Origin of the sequence: Streptomyces sp. LX-29, from assembly GCF_029541745.1 — a bacterium.
Lineage (GTDB): Bacteria > Actinomycetota > Actinomycetes > Streptomycetales > Streptomycetaceae > Streptomyces.
The window spans coordinates 1,381,643-1,398,147 of sequence record NZ_CP089746.1 but is presented as its reverse complement, the minus strand read 5'-3'; the positions used below and the strand labels follow the sequence as shown (position 1 = coordinate 1,398,147).

Here is a 16,505-nt window from a genome sequence, read left to right as displayed (position 1 = left end):
GCCCCCGCGGGGCGCCGGCCGACGGAAACCCCATTTCGGCAGAGATCTCGCACTGCAAGGGGAAACCATGACAGCGACCACCGTCCAACCCTCCGAGACCCCCTCCGAGCCCGAGACCCTGACGGCCGCCCGGCAGGCCACGGCCCGCGCCGTCGACCACCTGCTGGGGTGTCAGGACCCCGAGGGGTGGTGGAAGGGCGACCTGGAGACCAACGTCACCATGGACGCCGAGGACCTGATGCTCCGCCAGTTCCTCGGCATCAGGGACGAGCGCGTCTTCGCCGCCGCGGCGCGCCACATCCGGTCCCAGCAGCGAGCCGACGGCACCTGGGCCACCTTCTACGGCGGCCCCTCCGAACTCTCCGCCACCGTCGAGGCGTATGTCGCGCTGCGGCTGGCCGGGGACGGGCCCGACGAGCCGCACATGGCCGCCGCCTCCGCCTGGGTCCGCGAACGCGGCGGCATCGCCCGGGCCCGTGTCTTCACCCGCATCTGGCTCGCCCTCTTCGGCTGGTGGCGCTGGGAGGACCTGCCCGAGCTGCCCCCCGAGCTGATCTACCTGCCCAGCTGGGTGCCGCTGAACATCTACGACTTCGGCTGTTGGGCCCGGCAGACCATCGTGCCGCTCACCATCGTCTCCGCCCACCGCCCGGTGCGGCCCGGACCGTTCGGCGTGGACGAGCTGCACACCGACCCCCGCCACCCCAACCCGCCGCGCCCCGGCGCCCCGCTGACCAGCTGGGACGGCGTCTTCCAGCGCCTGGACCGGGCGCTGCACGGCTACCGCAGGATCGCCGTCGGCCCGCTGCGCCGAGCCGCGGTGCGGAGCTGCACCCGCTGGATCATCGAACGCCAGGAGAACGACGGCTGCTGGGGCGGCATCCAGCCGCCCGCCGTCTACTCCCTCATCGCCCTGCACATCCTCGGCTACGACCTCGGCCACCCGGTGCTGCGCGCCGGACTGGAGTCGCTGGACCGGTTCGCCGTGTGGCGCGAGGACGGCAGCCGGATGATCGAGGCATGCCAGTCCCCGGTCTGGGACACCTGCCTGGCCACCATCGCCCTCGTCGACGCCGGACTCACCCCGGACCACCCGGCCCTGGTCAAGGCCGCCGACTGGATGCTGGGGGAGGAGATCGACCGACGCGGCGACTGGGCGGTGCGCCGGCCCGAACTCCCGCCCGGCGGCTGGGCCTTCGAGTTCCACAACGACACCTACCCCGACATCGACGACACCGCCGAGGTGGTGCTGGCGCTGCGCCGGGTGGACCACCCCGAACCGGACCGGGTCGAGGCGGCCGTCCGCCGCGCCACCCGCTGGAACCTGGGCATGCAGTCCAAGAACGGCGCCTGGGGCGCCTTCGACGTGGACAACACCAGCCCGTTCCCCAACCGGCTGCCGTTCTGCGACTTCGGCGAGGTCATCGACCCGCCCTCGGCCGATGTCACCGCGCACGTGGTGGAGATGCTCGCCTGGGTGGGGCTCGCGGACGATCCGCGAGCCCGGCGCGGCATCGCCTGGCTGCTGGCCGAGCAGGAGGTCGGCGGCGCCTGGTTCGGCCGCTGGGGCACCAACTACGTCTACGGCACCGGCTCGGTCGTCCCCGCCCTGGTCGCGGCCGGCATCCCCGCCTCGCACCCCGCGATCCGGCGCGCCGTCGCCTGGCTGGAGCGGGTGCAGAACGAGGACGGCGGCTGGGGCGAGGACCAGCGCTCCTACCGGGACCCGGAGTGGATCGCCCGCGGACCCTCCACCGCCTCCCAGACCGCCTGGGCGCTGCTGGCGCTGCTGGCGGCCGGCGAGCGGGAGTCCAAGGCCGTGGAGCGCGCGGTGACCTGGCTGACCGACACCCAGCTGTCGGACGGCTCCTGGGACGAGCCGCAGTTCACCGGCACCGGCTTCCCCTGGGACTTCTCCATCAACTACCACCTGTACCGGCAGGTCTTCCCGGTCACCGCGCTCGGCCGCTATGTGTACGGCGAGCCGGCCCTGCCGTCGGCCCGGGACGCCTGATGGAGCCCGCCCGGCCCATCCCTCTCCTGATCGCGTGCGCGCTCGGCATCGAGCGGCTCGCCCTCCGCGGCGACCACGATGGCGCCCCCGGGCCGGTGACGGTGGTGCGCACCGGCATGGGCCCGCGGTCCGCCGAGCGCGCGGTGGCCCGCGCGCTCGGCGACGGTGCGGCCGCCCGCGACACCGCCGTGATCGCCACCGGCTTCTGCGCCGGGCTGGCCCCCGGGATGCACCCCGGAGACCTGGTCGTCGCCGACGAGACCCGCGACCCCGAGGGCCGCACCCCGTGCACCGCCAGCGAGACCCTGGCCGCCGCGCTGTCCGCCCTGGCCCCCGCCGGCGTCCGACGCACCCCGCACATCGGGCCTGTCGTCGGCTCCGACCATGTGGTGCGGGGTGCGGAGCGCGCGAGACTGCGCGCCACCGGCGCCCTCGCGGTGGACATGGAGTCCGCCGCCACGCTCCGCGCCGCCGTGTCGGCGGGCGCCCGCCCGGTTGCGGCCGTACGAGTGGTCGTGGACGCTCCTGAACATGAACTCGTCCGGATCGGCACCTTGTGCGGTGGAATATCTGCTTTCCGGGTACTACGCACTCTGCTCCCAGCTTTCTTTGAATGGCACCGATCCTTGCCGCTCCCCAGGAGGTGAGCCAGATGGCCATGCCGCTCCGACAGTCCATCCGGGTCGCGACATACGTTTTCACGCAGAAGGTCATCCGGCGGCGGGAGAAGTTCCCGCTGATCGTGGAGCTGGAGCCGCTGTACGCCTGCAATCTCAAGTGCGAGGGCTGCGGGAAGATCCAACACCCGGCCGGGGTGCTCAAGCAGCGCATGCCGGTGGCCCAGGCGGTCGGCGCGGTGCTGGAATCCGGTGCTCCGATGGTCTCCATCGCCGGTGGAGAGCCCCTGATGCACCCGCAGATCGGCGAGATCGTACGGCAGTTGGTGGAACGGAGGCGCTATGTGTTCCTCTGCACCAACGCCGTACTGCTGCGCAAGAAGATCGACGAGTTCACCCCGTCCCCGTACTTCGCCTTCGCGGTGCACATCGACGGGCTGCGCGAGCGGCACGACGAGTCGGTGGCCAAGGAGGGGGTCTTCGACGAGGCGGTCGCGGCCATCAAGGAGGCGCAGCGGCGCGGTTTCCGCACCACCACCAACTCGACCTTCTTCAACACCGACACCCCGCAGACCGTGGTCGAGGTGCTCAACTTCCTCAACGACGACCTGAAGGTGGACGAGATGATGATCTCGCCCGCCTACGCCTATGAGAAGGCGCCCGACCAGGAACACTTCCTCGGCGTCGAGCAGACCCGTGAACTGTTCAGGAAGGCGTTCGCCGACGGCAACCGGAAGCGCTGGCGGCTCAACCACAGCCCGCTCTTCCTGGACTTCCTGGAAGGCCGCACCGACTTCCCCTGCACGGCCTGGGGGATTCCGAACTACTCCCTCTTCGGCTGGCAGCGCCCCTGCTATCTGATGGCGGACGGCTACGTCCCCACCTACCGGCAGCTGGTCGAGGAGACCGACTGGGACAAGTACGGGCGCGGCAAGGACCCGCGCTGTGACAACTGCATGGCGCACTGCGGCTATGAGCCGACCGCCGTGCTCGCCACCGTGGGCTCGCTCAAGGAGTCGCTGCGCGCGGCCCGCGAGACCATGTCCGGGAACCGTGGGTGAGGCCATGACAGCGACAGAGCCGCTCGACCTCGGGCTCCCCACCATGCCCGTCCGGCCGCTCGCCCCGCGTCGGGCCAGCCGACGGATCCAGGTGGGGTCGGTGGCGGTGGGTGGGGACGCGCCGGTGTCGGTGCAGTCCATGACGACGACGGTGACGGCGGACATCGGTGCGACGTTGCAGCAGATCGCGGAGTTGACGGCTTCGGGTTGTCAGATCGTGCGGGTGGCGTGTCCGTCGCAGGATGACGCGGAGGCGTTGTCGGTGATCGCGAGGAAGTCGCAGATCCCGGTGATCGCGGATATCCACTTTCAGCCGAAGTACGTGTTCGCGGCGATCGACGCCGGTTGTGCGGCGGTGCGGGTCAATCCGGGCAATATCCGGCAGTTCGACGACAAGGTGAAGGAGATCGCGAAGGCGGCGTCCGACGCCGGTGTCCCGATCCGTATCGGTGTCAACGCCGGCTCTCTCGACAAGCGGCTGCTGGCCAAGTACGGCAAGGCCACCCCGGAGGCGCTGGTGGAGTCGGCGCTGTGGGAGTGCTCGCTGTTCGAGGAGCACGGCTTCAGGGACATCAAGATCTCCGTCAAGCACAACGACCCGGTGGTCATGGTCAACGCCTACCGGCAGCTCGCCGCCCAGTGCGACTACCCGCTCCACCTGGGCGTCACCGAGGCGGGCCCCGCCTTCCAGGGCACCATCAAGTCCGCGGTGGCCTTCGGCGCCCTGCTCTCGGAGGGCATCGGCGACACCATCCGCGTCTCCCTCTCCGCCCCGCCGGCGGAGGAGGTCAAGGTCGGCATCCAGATCCTGGAGTCGCTCAACCTGCGCCAGCGCCGTCTGGAGATCGTCTCCTGCCCGTCCTGCGGCCGCGCCCAGGTGGACGTCTACAAGCTGGCCGACCAGGTCACCGCGGGTCTGGAGGGCATGGAGGTCCCGCTGCGGGTGGCGGTGATGGGCTGTGTGGTGAACGGTCCCGGCGAGGCTCGGGAGGCCGACCTCGGTGTGGCCTCGGGCAACGGTAAGGGGCAGATCTTCGTGAAGGGCGAGGTGATCAAGACGGTGCCCGAGTCGAAGATCGTCGAAACGCTGATCGAAGAGGCCATGCGGCTCGCGGAGGTGATGGAGACCGAGGGTGTCCCGGCCGGGACCCCCGATGTGACCGTGAGCTAGCCACGAAGAGGGGGACCGACCATGTCGCTCTTGGAGACCATCCGAGGCCCGCGCGACCTGAAAGCGCTACCCGAAGACCAACTCGGCCGACTCGCCGCCGAGATCCGTGAGTTCCTGGTCCGCGCGGTGACCAGAACCGGCGGACACCTCGGCCCCAACCTCGGCGTCGTGGAGCTGTCGATAGCCCTCCACCGGGTCTTCGACTCGCCCACCGACCGCATCCTGTGGGACACCGGCCACCAGTCCTACGTCCACAAGCTGCTCACCGGCCGCCAGGACTTCTCCAAGCTCCGCGGCAAGGGCGGGCTCTCCGGCTATCCGTCCCGCGACGAGTCCGAGCACGACGTCATCGAGAACAGCCACGCCTCCACGGTGCTGGGGTGGGCCGACGGCCTCGCCAAGGCCGACGAGGTGCTCGGCCGCACCGACCGGCACGTGGTCGCGGTGATCGGCGACGGCGCGCTGACCGGCGGCATGGCCTGGGAGGCGCTCAACAACATCGCCGCCGCCAAGGACCGGCCACTGATCATCGTCGTCAACGACAACGAGCGCTCCTACGCGCCCACCATCGGCGGCCTCGCCAACCACCTCGCCACGTTGCGCACCACCGACGGCTACGAGCGCGTCCTCGCCTGGGGCAAGGACGTGCTGCAACGCACGCCCGTCGTCGGCCAGCACATCTACGGGTCGCTGCACGGCGCCAAGAAGGGCTTCAAGGACACCTTCGCGCCGCAGGGCATGTTCGAGGACCTGGGGCTGAAGTACGTCGGACCCGTCGACGGGCACGACATCGCGGCCGTCGAGTCGGCGCTGCGCCGCGCCCGACGGTTCCACGGCCCCGTACTGATCCACTGCATCACCGCCAAGGGCCGCGGCTATCGGCCCGCCCTGGAGGACGAGGCCGACCGCTTCCACACCGTCGGCGCGATGGACCCGCTGACCTGCCAGCCGCTCAGCCCCTCCGGCGGCCCGTCCTGGACCTCGGTCTTCGGCGACGAGATGGTGCGGATCGGCTCCGAACGGCCCGATGTGGTGGCCCTGACCGCGGCGATGCTGCACCCGGTCGGGCTCGGCCCGTTCGCCGAGCGGTTCCCGCACCGGGTCTGGGACGTGGGCATCGCCGAGCAGCACGCCGCGGTGTCGGCCGCGGGGCTGGCCACCGGCGGGTTGCACCCGGTCTTCGCCGTCTACGCCACCTTCCTCAACCGCGCCTTCGACCAACTGCTGATGGATGTCGCGCTGCACCGCTGCGGGGTGACCTTCGTACTCGACCGCGCGGGCGTCACCGGCACCGACGGCCCCAGCCACAACGGCATGTGGGACCTGTCCATCCTCCAGGTCGTGCCCGGACTGCGGATCGCCGCGCCGCGCGACGCCGACCAGCTGCGGGCGCAACTGCGTGAGGCGGTCGACGTGGACGACGCGCCCACCGTGGTCCGCTTCCCGAAGGAGTCGGTCGGCGAGCCGATCCCGGCGGTGTCCCGGGTGGGCGGCATGGACGTGCTGCGCGAGGCGCCGGACGGCGCCGATGTGCTGCTGGTCGCGGTCGGGGCGATGGCGCCGGTCGCGCTGGCGGCGGCCGAGCTGCTGGCCGAGCGCGCCGTCCGGTGCACGGTCGTCGACCCGCGGTGGGTCAAGCCCGTCGACGCGGCGCTGCCCGCGCTGGCGGCCCGCCACCGGGCGGTGGCCGTCGTGGAGGACAGCAGCCGCAACGGCGGCGTCGGGTCGGCGGTCGCCCAGGCGCTGCGCGACGCCGCGGTGGACCTGCCGGTGCGCACCTTCGGCATCCCCGAGCGGTTCCTGCCGCACGCCAAGCGGGGCGAGGTCCTCGCCGACATCGGGCTGACCCCGGTCGAGATCGCCGCGGGGATCGGCGCGGTGCTGGGCCACGGACGGGTCAGCCGGCAGCGCGGGTCCGCCGCCGAGGACGCCCGGGTTCACGCCCGGCCCACCGAGACCCTCGCCGAAAGCCCCGTCGAGACCACCGCCGAGAGCCGCCGGCAGGCCCCGGACCACGCGTCGAGCGGGGCGGGTGAGCACACCATGGAGAGCAGGGAGAGCCGCCGATGACCGCCGCCGAACCGCCACCGGGCTTCGACCTCGCCGGACTCCTCGCCGAGCGCGGCGCCGAGCGGTACGAGCTGCACGCCCGGTACCTCAACCACCAACTGCCGCGCATGCTGCACACCATCGGCTTCGACAAGGTCTACGAGCGGGCCGAGGGCGCCTACTTCTGGGACGCGGACGGCCGGGACTACCTGGACATGCTCGCCGGATTCGGCGTGATGGGCCTGGGCCGCCACCACCCCGTCGTGCGCCGGGCGCTGCACGACGTCCTGGACGCCTCGCTGGCCGATCTGACCCGCTTCGACTGCCCGCCGCTGCCCGGGCTGCTGGCCGAGCGGCTGCTGTCGTACGCCCCCCACCTGGACCGGGTGTTCTTCGGCAACAGCGGCACCGAGGCCGTCGAGACGGCCCTGAAGTTCGCCCGGTTCGCCACCGGCAGGCCGCGCGTCGTCTACTGCGCGCACGCCTTCCACGGGCTGACCACCGGCTCGCTCTCGGTCAACGGTGAGGACGGCTTCCGCGCGGGCTTCGCCCCGCTGCTGCCGGACACCGCCATCGAACTGGGGGACCTGGCCGCCCTGGAGCGGGAGGTCGGGCGCGGTGACGTGGCCGCGCTGGTGGTCGAGCCGATCCAGGGCAAGGGCGTGCACCCCGCCCCGCCCGGCTTCCTGCGTGCCGCGCAGGAGCTGCTGCACCGACACAAGGGGCTGCTCATCGCCGACGAGGTGCAGACCGGGCTCGGCCGGACCGGGGACTTCTTCGCCTACCAGCACGAGGAGGGCGTCGAACCGGACCTGGTCTGCGTGGCCAAGGCGCTCTCCGGCGGCTATGTGCCGGTCGGCGCCACCCTCGGCAAGGACTGGATCTTCAAGAAGGTCTACTCCTCGATGGACCGGGTGCTGGTGCACTCCGCCAGCTTCGGCTCCAACGCGCAGGCCATGGCCGCGGGGCTGGCCGTGCTCGCGGTCATGGAGGACGAGAAGACCGTCGAGAACGCCCGGCGCACCGGCGACCTGCTGCGCGACCGACTCGCCGCGCTGGTGGACCGCTACGAGCTGCTGTACGAGGTGCGCGGGCGCGGCCTGATGATCGGGATCGAGTTCGGCCGGCCCCGGTCGCTGGCCCTGCGCGGCCGCTGGACCATGCTCCAGACGGCCCGGAAGGGGCTGTTCGCGCAGTTGGTCGTCGCCCCGCTGCTGCACCGGCATCGCATTCTCGCCCAGGTCTCCGGCGACCACATGGAGGTCATTAAGCTGATCCCGCCGCTGATCATCGGCGAGCGCGAAGTGGACCGCTTCGTCGAAGCGTTCACCGCCGTCATGGACGAGGCCCACTCGGGCGGCGGTCTGATCTGGGACTTCGGCCGCACGCTGGTGAAGCAGGCGGTGGCGGGTCGGTGAACCGGCCGGCCGACTGACGCGTCGCACACGGGAGAGGCACGAGCCATGCTCGCCACGGAGACCATACGTTCCGTCAACGAGCTGACCGGGTGGTGGGCGCGGAGCGCGGTGCCGAAGGCGGCCGAGGGCACCGTGTTCTCCGCCGCCGGGGTGTGGCCGCTGCTCGCCCTGCTGGCGGGCGGCGCCGACGGCCGGGCCCGGGGGGAACTGCACGGCGCCCTCTCCATCGCCGGTGCGGACAGCGCGTCGGCCCGCGGCCGCGAGCTGATCGAGGCGCTGGGCGCGATGGAGGGCGTGGCCGCGGCCACCGGCCTGTGGACCCGCGCGGAGCGGGTGCCGCTACGGCCGGTGTGGGCGGCCGCGCTGCCGCCCGGCGTCCACGCGGATTTGACCGGCGACCTCGACCGGGACCGCGCGGCGCTGGACGCCTGGGCGACCCGGCACACGGACGGCCAGATCACCGGGTTGCCGGTGCCGCTGACCGCCGACACCCTGCTGGTCCTGGCCGGGGCGCTGCTGCTGCGCACCCGGTGGACCCGCCCGTTCGGCGAGGGGCGGCTCGAGCCCGACGACGGGCCGTGGCGGGGGCGGCGGCTGACCGGCCTCTACCGCTCCGGCCCGGACCTCGACCTGCTTCGGGTGGCCCCCGACACCCCGGCGGGGCCGCTGACGCTCGCGGAGGTCGCCGGCGACAACGGGCTGGAGGTGCGCCTGGTCCGCGGCGCCGCGGGCGTCCCCGGCGGCGAGGTGCTGCAGGCGGCGGTGGCCGTACTGGAGGGGGAGCACCCGGCGCTGCCCGGCTCGGCGCTCCCGTATGGTGAACCGGCCCCCGGCGTCCGCGTGGTGGAGGCGACCAGCTGGGAGGACCGCCCGACCCTCAACCTGGCCACCGTCCGCTTCACCGTGCGGGCGGAGCACGATCTGCTCGACTCCGCGGGGCTGTTCGGCCTGCGCACGGCGACCGACCCCGGGCGCGGCCACTTCCCGGGCATCAGCCCGACCCCGCTCGCCGTCACCTCCGCACGCCAGAGCATGACGGCCGGCTTCACCGCCACGGGCTTCGAGGCGGCGGCCGTGACCTCCGTCGGGATGGGCCTGGGCGGCGTCCCCAGGCAGCGCTCGAAGCAGGTCGGCGCCCGCTTCGACCAGCCCTTCGGTTTCCTCGCCCGCCACCGCGCCTCCGGCCTGATCCTGGCCGCCGGCTGGGTCACCGACCCGGACAAGGCCCCCAACCGCCCCTGGTGACCACCGCCCCGCACGCACTCCGGCCCCGTACGCACCGGCGAGTGAGCCGAAGGGCGCGCGGCTGCCGAAAGGGAGAGCGCGCGGAGCCTGTGAGGAACGAGCAGGCGAGCACGGTCGACTGTCGGCAGTCGCTTAAGGCGCCCGGAGGCGAACCGAGCCCCCTAGAAGGGTGCCAACAGGCGCTCCCGCAGGGACTCCCGCATCTGATCCGTCAGTCCGAGGCCCTGGGTCAGGTACTTCTCCACGCCGCCCCAGACGGAGTCGATCGTGTCCCAGGCCGCGGTCAGGTATTCGAGGCGGGCGTCGAAGAGGGGCGTGAGGAGCTCGATGACCTCGGGGGCCATGGCGTTCGCGGGGTCGCCGCTGCGCCAGATCTTGTAGCGGCGGTGGGCGGCGCCGGACTCCAGGTAGTCCTGCTCGATGGCGTCCCGTTCGACGCCGAGCGCCAGCAGGATGACCGCGATGGAGAGCCCCGCGCGGTCCTTGCCGGCGGAACAGTGCAGGAGCGCGGGGGAGCTGCCGCCGGCCAGCTCGGCCAGCAGCCGGCCGTGTTCCCCCGTCCGGGTGGTGACGATCTCGCGGTAGGAGGCGATCATGCGCCCGGCCGCCCGGCCCTCGGCGAGCAGCTCCCGCAGCTCGTGCAGCTCGCCCTCGCGCACCATGGTCCAGAAGCCCGAGCCGTCGGCCGGGTCGCTGAGCGGGATGTTGACGTTCCGCACGCCGGTCAGGGCGACGTCCCGTCCCTCCAGCTTGATGTCGGCGGAGTTGCGGAAGTCGAAGACGGTGTGCAGACCGAGCGAGTCGAGGAAGGCGGTGTCCTCCGTGGTGGCGCTCGCCAGGTGCCCGCTGCGGAACAGCACGCCGTGCCGGATCCGCCGTCCGTCCCCGGTGGGCAGCCCGCCCACGTCCCGGAAGTTGCGTACCCCTACCAGGTCGGGCTCGACGGACGGGATCTGCGGCGACTGCGTCACGGGCGCTCCTCGGGTCGTTCGCCGGCGCTGGTCGTCGGCGAGACACGGTTCTGTTGACGATACGACAAATGTTCCCAGGGCAATCAGTTCGACGTGGCGGCCCCGGTCGGCGCCTCGGCTCCATGCCGTGTCGCGCCGCTCGCAGGGGTCGACTCACCTCTTCCCTCTCCCCGTCGCCGACCCCATCCCCGCGGCTCCGAGCCGTGAATCTCCCTCCGGCGGGCGTGCGGGGTGGCCGGTCGAGGACGGACCCCGGCTCGTGCGCCCCGTCCGGAGGAGGAAGCGGGCGCATGCGCGGCACCGGGCGGCGTTGCGCCTCGCCGTCCTATTCCACCTCCGCCAAAACTGACCGGGTGGTATTCATCACGCCTCGTCAACCCCTGGTTACGGTGGCGTAAGTCACTTCCCACCGTGAAGGATGTGCTGACATGGCAGACGATTCGAAGAGATTCATCATTGGCACGATCGGGTCGTACGCAGCCGTCGGCGACAGCTTCACGGAGGGAGTCGGCGACCCGGGTCCCGCGGGGGCGTTCGTCGGCTGGGCCGACCGGCTGGCCGTACTGCTGTCCGATCGGCTGCATACCGCCCATCCGGCAGCGGAGTCCGCGGGGGACTTCGCTGCCGACTTCCGGTACGCCAACCTCGCCGTGCGCGGTCGGCTCCTGGACCAGATCGTCGAGGAGCAGGTGCCGCGCGCCAAGGAGCTCGCCCCCGACCTGGTGAGCTTCTGCGCCGGCGGCAACGACATCCTGCGTCCGGGCAGCGACCCCGACGACATCGCCGCCCGCTACGAGGCGGCCGTCGCCGACCTCACCGCCTCCGTCGGCACCGTGCTGGTGTGCACCGGCTTCGACACCCGAGGCGTCCCGGTGCTGCGCCATCTGCGCGGAAAGATCGCCACCTACACGGCACACGTCCGGGCCATCGCCGACCGGCACGGCTGCCCGGTGCTCGACCTGTGGTCGCTGCGTTCGGTGCAGGACCGCCGCGCCTGGAGCGAGGACCGACTGCACCTCTCGGCCGACGGCCACACCCGCGTGGCACTGCGCGCCGCACAGGTGCTGGGCCTGCCCCTGGCCACCGACCCGGATCAGCCCTGGCCGGAGGAGGGTCATCGCTCGGCGGCCGAGGTGCGCCGGGACAACATCCACTGGGCGCGGGAACACCTGGTGCCCTGGATCGGGCGGCGGCTGCGCGGGGAGTCCTCCGGCGACCACGTCCACGCCAAGCGCCCGGACCTGCTGCCGCTGCCGTAGTCGGCGGGGACAGGCGCCGTCCTCGGTGGTCGGGCGGGCTCGGAGATCGAGCCGGCCCGACCACCGAGGACGTGTGACGTCACATCAGGCGCGCACCGGAGGCCCGGGCGGCGCGGCCCGGAGGCGGGCTAGCTCAGATGCGCCCAGACCGCCCGACCCCGGCCGCCCTCCGCGGGTCTGACGCCCCATGAGTCGGACAGCGCCTCCACCAGCATCAGCCCGCGCCCGCCCTCCTGGTCGACGGTGACCGGGCGGGCCATCGGCTCGGTGCGGGCGCAACCCTGGTCGGTGACCTCCAACCGCAGCCGGGGGCCGACCGCGCGCACCTCGCAGCAGACCCGCTCGCTCGAGGTGTGCCGCACCGCGTTGGTGAACAGCTCGGAGACGATCAATTCGGCGTTGTCGCGGACCTCTTCGCCGATGCCCCACTCCCGCAGCCGCGCCAGGACCCGCCGTCGCGCCTCCGCGACCGACGTGCTCAGCGCGGGGAGGGAGAACGCGTCCTGAAGACACCGGGCGAGGGAACCGCCGCCCGAATGCCCTAAACGGAGAGCCTCATGGGAAGGAGCCACGCCGTCACTATGCTCTGTCACTCTCACGTATGGCAAGGTTCAATCTGTAAATTGCAGAATCGCACTGGACAGAGTGTTCCGGGCGAAGTTGAGACCGTGCCAGACTGCTGCTTCGTGGGGCCAGTTGAAGGGGAGCGGTAGTGGCGGACACGCGGCACGGCGGGGGTGCCCCCACCGTACTCAGAGTGGTGCTCGGCAGACGGCTGCAGGACCTCAGGGAGAAGGCGGGGCTGTCGTACGAGCAGGCCGGTCGCGCCCTCGACGTCACCCACGCCACCATCCGGCGGATGGAGAAGGCCGAGGTCGGGCTGAAGATCCCGTACGTCGAGAAGCTGCTGTCGACCTACGGCGTCACCGACCCGGAGGAGTTCGACTCCTTCGTGACCCTGGCCCGCGAGGCCAACCAGCCCGGCTGGTGGCACCGCTTCCGGGACGTCCTGCCCGAGTGGTTCAGCGCGTTCGTCAGCCTGGAGTCGGAGGCCAACCTGATCCGGGCCTACGAGCCGCACTACGTGCCCGGCCTGCTGCAGACCGCGGAGTACGCCCGCGCGGTGCTGCGCGCCGGGATGCCGACCGCCGCCGACGAGGAGATCGAGCGCGTCGTCGCGCTGCGGGTGGAGCGCCAGGCGCTCCTCACCCGGCCCAACCCGCCGCTGCTGTGGGTGGTCATGGACGAGACGGTGCTGCGTCGACCCATCGGCGGTTCGTCGGAGATCATGCGCGGACAGCTCACCCGCCTCCTGGAGGCGTCCGAGCTGCCCAGCGTGCGGTTGCAGATCATGCCGTTCGCCGCCGGACCGCATCCGGCGATGTACGGCCCCTTCCATGTCTTCCGGTTCCCGATCCCGGAACTGCCGGACATCGCGTATGCGGAGAACCTCATCGGTGCTTCGTATATCGACCAACGCGATGACGTGTCCGTCTTCCGGGAGGCCCTGGACCGGATGTGCGCGCAGGCCGCGCCAGCACAGAACACTCAGGACATTCTGGGTGGTATTCGCAAGGAGATCTGAACCATGGATCGCATATGCAGGGACCGCATACGCATCTACAACGGCATGCCGGCGAGGGACCTCGGCAACGAGGGCTGGCACAAGCCGTGGAGCGGCGGTAACGGGGGAAGTTGCGTCGAGGCCATGAAGCTCGGTGACGGTCGGGTGGCGCTGCGCCAGTCGACCGATCCCGACGGCCCCGCCCTGATCTACACGCTCCACGAGATGGAACGGTTCATCCAGGGGGCCAAGGCCGGGGAGGCCGACTTCCTGCTCGCATGACCGCCGACAGCCCGGCGGAATACTCAGCGCCGCCACCGGCCCGGCCCCGACGGGCGCCGAGCCGCCCGACAGGCGGGCCACAGGTGGCGCCCGGACCGGTTCGGACGGAGGGTGTAGAGAACGACTGGGAACGAGGTGAGGGCGTTGACGACGGCCACATCGCGCGGGGTCCAGGGGGCACCCTGCTGGGTGAGCCTGACGGTGCCCGACCTGAAGGCCGCGCAGGACTTCTACGCGGCCGTGCTCGGCTGGGAGTACAAGCCCGGCTTCCAGGGCCAGGGCAGCTACTCCGTGGCCCTGGCCAAGGCCACCCCGGTGGCCGGCATCGGGGCGGCCTCCGGCCTCGGCCGGCAGGCGGTCTGGACGGCGTACTTCGTCGCCGACAGCGCCGATGTGGTCGCCGCCCGGATCCGCGAGCGCGGCGCCACCGTCGCGGTGGGTCCGCTGGAGTTCGGCAACGGCCGGGTGGCCTGGGCCGCCGACCCCTTCGACGCGGTCTTCGGTATCTGGGAGGGCGCCGTCGACCCCGAGTGGCAGGTGGGGCGCACCGCCGGCGCCCCGGCCTGGCTGGAGCTGCGCACCAGGGACCCGTTCGCCTCGGCGATGTTCTACGGCGGTGTCTTCGACTGGGACGTGGAGGGCCCCCGGAAGATCGACGTGCGCTACGAGCACGACCGGGTGATGCTCTCCGTCGGCGGCCACACCGTGGCCGGGATCTACGGCGGCGGCGTCGAGACCGCGCCCGACCCGCATCTGCGGCCGCAGTGGCACGTCTACTTCTGTGTGGACGACGTCGAGGCCGCGGTGGACCGGGCCGACGCCGCGGGCGGCACGGTCATCACCCGGCCGCGTGACACCCCCTTCGGCCCGATGGCCAGCGTCCGCGACCCGCAGGGCGCGCTGTTCCACCTCTCGTCGGAGGAGATCGAGAAGGCGGGCTGACCGCCGCCGCGGGCCCCGCCCCGGGGGCCACGGGAGGATCCCGTACGGGTCGCCGTGGACCTCGCGCGGAGCCGTCGCCGGAACCTTTCCCGAACGCCGTCGAAGCGGGCAGACCGGACCGAGGCGGCCCGACGGCCGGCGCGGTCGGACCGGGCGAGAGCGAAGGCGACCGTCTTTCGCGCCACAAGAGCCCCGTAGGAAGGCACGGCCCGGCGCCGCCGAGCCGTGGTCGCTCCTCGCCCGGGATCCGCAACCGGGGTCTACGCGCGGTCTACGGCTGGGGCAGAGGCTGGGGCACGGCGGGCGGGGTGTCGTCCGTGCGCTCCGGCCGCTCGGGGCCGGCTCCCATGCCGGGCGTGCCGCCCCCCGAGGGGGCCTGTCGGCCGCCAGGGGGCAGCGCCGCGACCGCTCGCCACCACGGGTCCAGCGGCAGCCCGGCCGCCGGTTCGAAGGGCTGCCCGGGGCGCGGCATCGCCACCGTCGCGCCGACCGCCCCGGCGGCGGTCACAGAGCCCTCGGCCGGCTCCTCCCACGGGTGCGGAGCCAGATTGAAGGTGCCCCAGTGGATCGGCAGCATGACGCCCGTGGGCCGGCCGCCCTGCAGGTCCACATGGGCGCGCAGCCCCTCCTGGGGCGTCATGTGGATGTCCGGCCAGAACTCGCTGTACGCGCCGATCTGGATCATCGTGGCGTCGAACGGGCCGTACGCGGCGCCGATGTCCCGGAAGCCGGGGAAGTACCCGGTGTCCCCGCTGTGGAAGACCGTGTGCTCCGGGCCCGCGACCACCCAGGAGGCCCACAGCGTGTGCTGGGTGTTGCGCAGCGCCCGACCGCAGAAGTGGCGGGCCGGGGTGGCGGTGAGGGTGAGCCCGGCGACCCTGGTCGACTCGTGCCAGTCGAGCTCGGTGATCTGGTCGGCCGGGACGCTCCAGTGCTCCAGGTGCGCGCCGACCCCCAGGGGCACCACGAAGACCGTGCCGGTGCGGGCCAGCGCCCGGACGGTCGGCATGTCGAGGTGGTCGTAGTGGTCGTGCGAGATGACCACGGCGTCCACGGTCCCCAGCTCGCGCAGGGGCACCGGCATCGGGTGCAGCCGCTTCGGCCCGACGAAGGCGAACGGCGAGCAGCGCTGCCCCCAGACCGGATCGAACAGCACCCGCCGACCGTCGATCTCCGCCAGCACGCTCGAATGGCCCATCCAGGTCAACCGCAGCCCGGAGGCGGGCGGCGCGGCCAGGTCGGCGAGCGTGGTCGGGTGCACCGGCACGGTGCCGGCCGGCGCCCTGCGCACCCGTTCCTCCTTGCGGAAGTACGTGGACAGGAACTTCAGCATCGACCCGGACGGGACGACCCGTGCGGCCACCGGATTGACGAACACGCCGTCGGCGAAGTTCGGCGACCGGCGGATACGCTCCATCCGCTCGCCGTCCGGGTCCGCCCCGAAGGCGGCGGGGCGCAGCGCACCCCGCCACGAGCGCGGGTACACCCGGCTGGTCTGCGACTCCGTCGTGTGCGAACCGGTCACGGCACCTCCAGCGTGAGGGGGTGGGGCCACCCCATTATCTGTGGGAAGAACTCACACCGCTGGTCACCTTGTTCCGCCGGCCGACCCCGTACCACCCGAGGTGCCCGCTCGGGGCCGGCGGGGCCGCGGGCGTTCGCGCGGGGGTCGGCGCACACGTATGGACGCACGAGGAGGGGCGCCCGGGGCTGGGGGTGCGCGCTGCCGGGCGCGCGGACGGCGCGGACGGGCGGTGGATGGGCGGGTGGACGGGCGCCCACCGCCCGGGCGCACGCGGACAAGGCGCGGGGACGGGCGCACGCGGACAAGGCGCGGGGACGGGCGCGCGCGGACAGGGGCGTGCGGACGGGGGCGCGCGGCCTGAACCCGGGCGCACGCGGACGGCCCCGG

14 protein-coding genes are annotated in these 16,505 nt (G+C 72.4%); 11 read left to right on the top strand and 3 right to left on the bottom strand.

Annotated features, from left to right (window positions below):
• Nucleotides 1–67: 67 nt before the first annotated feature.
• Genes shc through LRS74_RS06130 form a run of 7 tightly spaced genes read left to right on the top strand, consistent with a single transcriptional unit; the run spans nucleotide 68 to nucleotide 9,575 of the window.
• Nucleotides 68–2,014, top strand: a complete 1,947-nt coding sequence (shc, locus tag LRS74_RS06160) for a squalene--hopene cyclase (protein ID WP_277740028.1) — start codon at nucleotides 68–70, stop codon at nucleotides 2,012–2,014.
• Nucleotides 2,014–2,661, top strand: coding sequence for a 1-hydroxy-2-methyl-2-butenyl 4-diphosphate reductase (locus tag LRS74_RS06155; RefSeq protein ID WP_277740027.1), 648 nt, complete (start codon nucleotides 2,014–2,016; stop codon nucleotides 2,659–2,661). Before shc ends, LRS74_RS06155 begins: the two co-directional genes overlap by 1 nt.
• Nucleotides 2,662–2,666: 5 nt before the next feature.
• A complete protein-coding gene (gene hpnH, locus LRS74_RS06150) occupies nucleotides 2,667–3,692 on the top strand; it encodes an adenosyl-hopene transferase HpnH (RefSeq protein WP_277744622.1) in 1,026 nt (341 codons plus the stop codon).
• Nucleotides 3,693–3,696: 4 nt separating this feature from the next.
• Nucleotides 3,697–4,863 (top strand): flavodoxin-dependent (E)-4-hydroxy-3-methylbut-2-enyl-diphosphate synthase, encoded by a 1,167-nt coding sequence (gene ispG, locus LRS74_RS06145; protein ID WP_277740026.1) that lies wholly within the window; start codon nucleotides 3,697–3,699, stop codon nucleotides 4,861–4,863.
• A 21-nt stretch (nucleotides 4,864–4,884) separates the two neighbouring features.
• Nucleotides 4,885–6,933 (top strand): 1-deoxy-D-xylulose-5-phosphate synthase, encoded by a 2,049-nt coding sequence (gene dxs, locus LRS74_RS06140; RefSeq protein ID WP_277740025.1) that lies wholly within the window; start codon nucleotides 4,885–4,887, stop codon nucleotides 6,931–6,933.
• Complete coding sequence (locus LRS74_RS06135; protein ID WP_277740024.1) at nucleotides 6,930–8,330, top strand: aspartate aminotransferase family protein; 1,401 nt, start codon at nucleotides 6,930–6,932, stop codon at nucleotides 8,328–8,330. The genes dxs and LRS74_RS06135 overlap by 4 nt, the downstream gene beginning before the upstream one ends.
• A gap of 45 nt (nucleotides 8,331–8,375) precedes the next feature.
• Nucleotides 8,376–9,575, top strand: coding sequence for a serpin family protein (locus LRS74_RS06130; RefSeq protein WP_277740023.1), 1,200 nt, complete (start codon nucleotides 8,376–8,378; stop codon nucleotides 9,573–9,575).
• A gap of 161 nt (nucleotides 9,576–9,736) precedes the next feature.
• Here LRS74_RS06130 and LRS74_RS06125 read toward each other — a convergent pair whose 3' ends face one another.
• A complete protein-coding gene (locus LRS74_RS06125; protein ID WP_277740022.1) occupies nucleotides 9,737–10,546 on the bottom strand; it encodes a tyrosine-protein phosphatase in 810 nt (269 codons plus the stop codon).
• Between the two features lie 428 nt (nucleotides 10,547–10,974).
• On the opposite strand from LRS74_RS06125, the gene LRS74_RS06120 reads away from it, so the two are divergent.
• Nucleotides 10,975–11,805 (top strand): SGNH/GDSL hydrolase family protein, encoded by an 831-nt coding sequence (locus tag LRS74_RS06120; RefSeq protein WP_277740021.1) that lies wholly within the window; start codon nucleotides 10,975–10,977, stop codon nucleotides 11,803–11,805.
• A 128-nt stretch (nucleotides 11,806–11,933) separates the two neighbouring features.
• Here the strand turns inward: LRS74_RS06120 and LRS74_RS06115 are convergent, their stop codons facing one another.
• A complete protein-coding gene (locus tag LRS74_RS06115) occupies nucleotides 11,934–12,377 on the bottom strand; it encodes an ATP-binding protein (RefSeq protein WP_277740020.1) in 444 nt (147 codons plus the stop codon).
• Nucleotides 12,378–12,517: 140 nt separating this feature from the next.
• Between LRS74_RS06115 and LRS74_RS06110 the strand changes: the two genes are divergently transcribed.
• The 3 genes from LRS74_RS06110 to LRS74_RS06100 all read left to right on the top strand — a co-directional run bounded on the left by LRS74_RS06110 (nucleotide 12,518) and on the right by LRS74_RS06100 (nucleotide 14,593).
• Nucleotides 12,518–13,390 carry a helix-turn-helix transcriptional regulator gene (locus tag LRS74_RS06110; RefSeq protein WP_277740019.1) on the top strand — a complete coding sequence of 291 codons (873 nt, stop codon included), beginning with the start codon at nucleotides 12,518–12,520 and terminating at the stop codon, nucleotides 13,388–13,390.
• Nucleotides 13,391–13,393: 3 nt separating this feature from the next.
• A complete protein-coding gene (locus LRS74_RS06105; protein ID WP_277740018.1) occupies nucleotides 13,394–13,651 on the top strand; it encodes a DUF397 domain-containing protein in 258 nt (85 codons plus the stop codon).
• Nucleotides 13,652–13,840: 189 nt separating this feature from the next.
• Complete coding sequence (locus LRS74_RS06100) at nucleotides 13,841–14,593, top strand: VOC family protein (RefSeq protein WP_277740017.1); 753 nt, start codon at nucleotides 13,841–13,843, stop codon at nucleotides 14,591–14,593.
• Between the two features lie 271 nt (nucleotides 14,594–14,864).
• Here LRS74_RS06100 and LRS74_RS06095 read toward each other — a convergent pair whose 3' ends face one another.
• The gene (locus tag LRS74_RS06095; RefSeq protein ID WP_277744621.1) at nucleotides 14,865–16,079 is read right to left on the bottom strand and encodes an MBL fold metallo-hydrolase; all 1,215 of its coding nucleotides are present in this window, start codon (nucleotides 16,077–16,079) and stop codon (nucleotides 14,865–14,867) included.
• Nucleotides 16,080–16,505 lie beyond the last annotated feature (426 nt).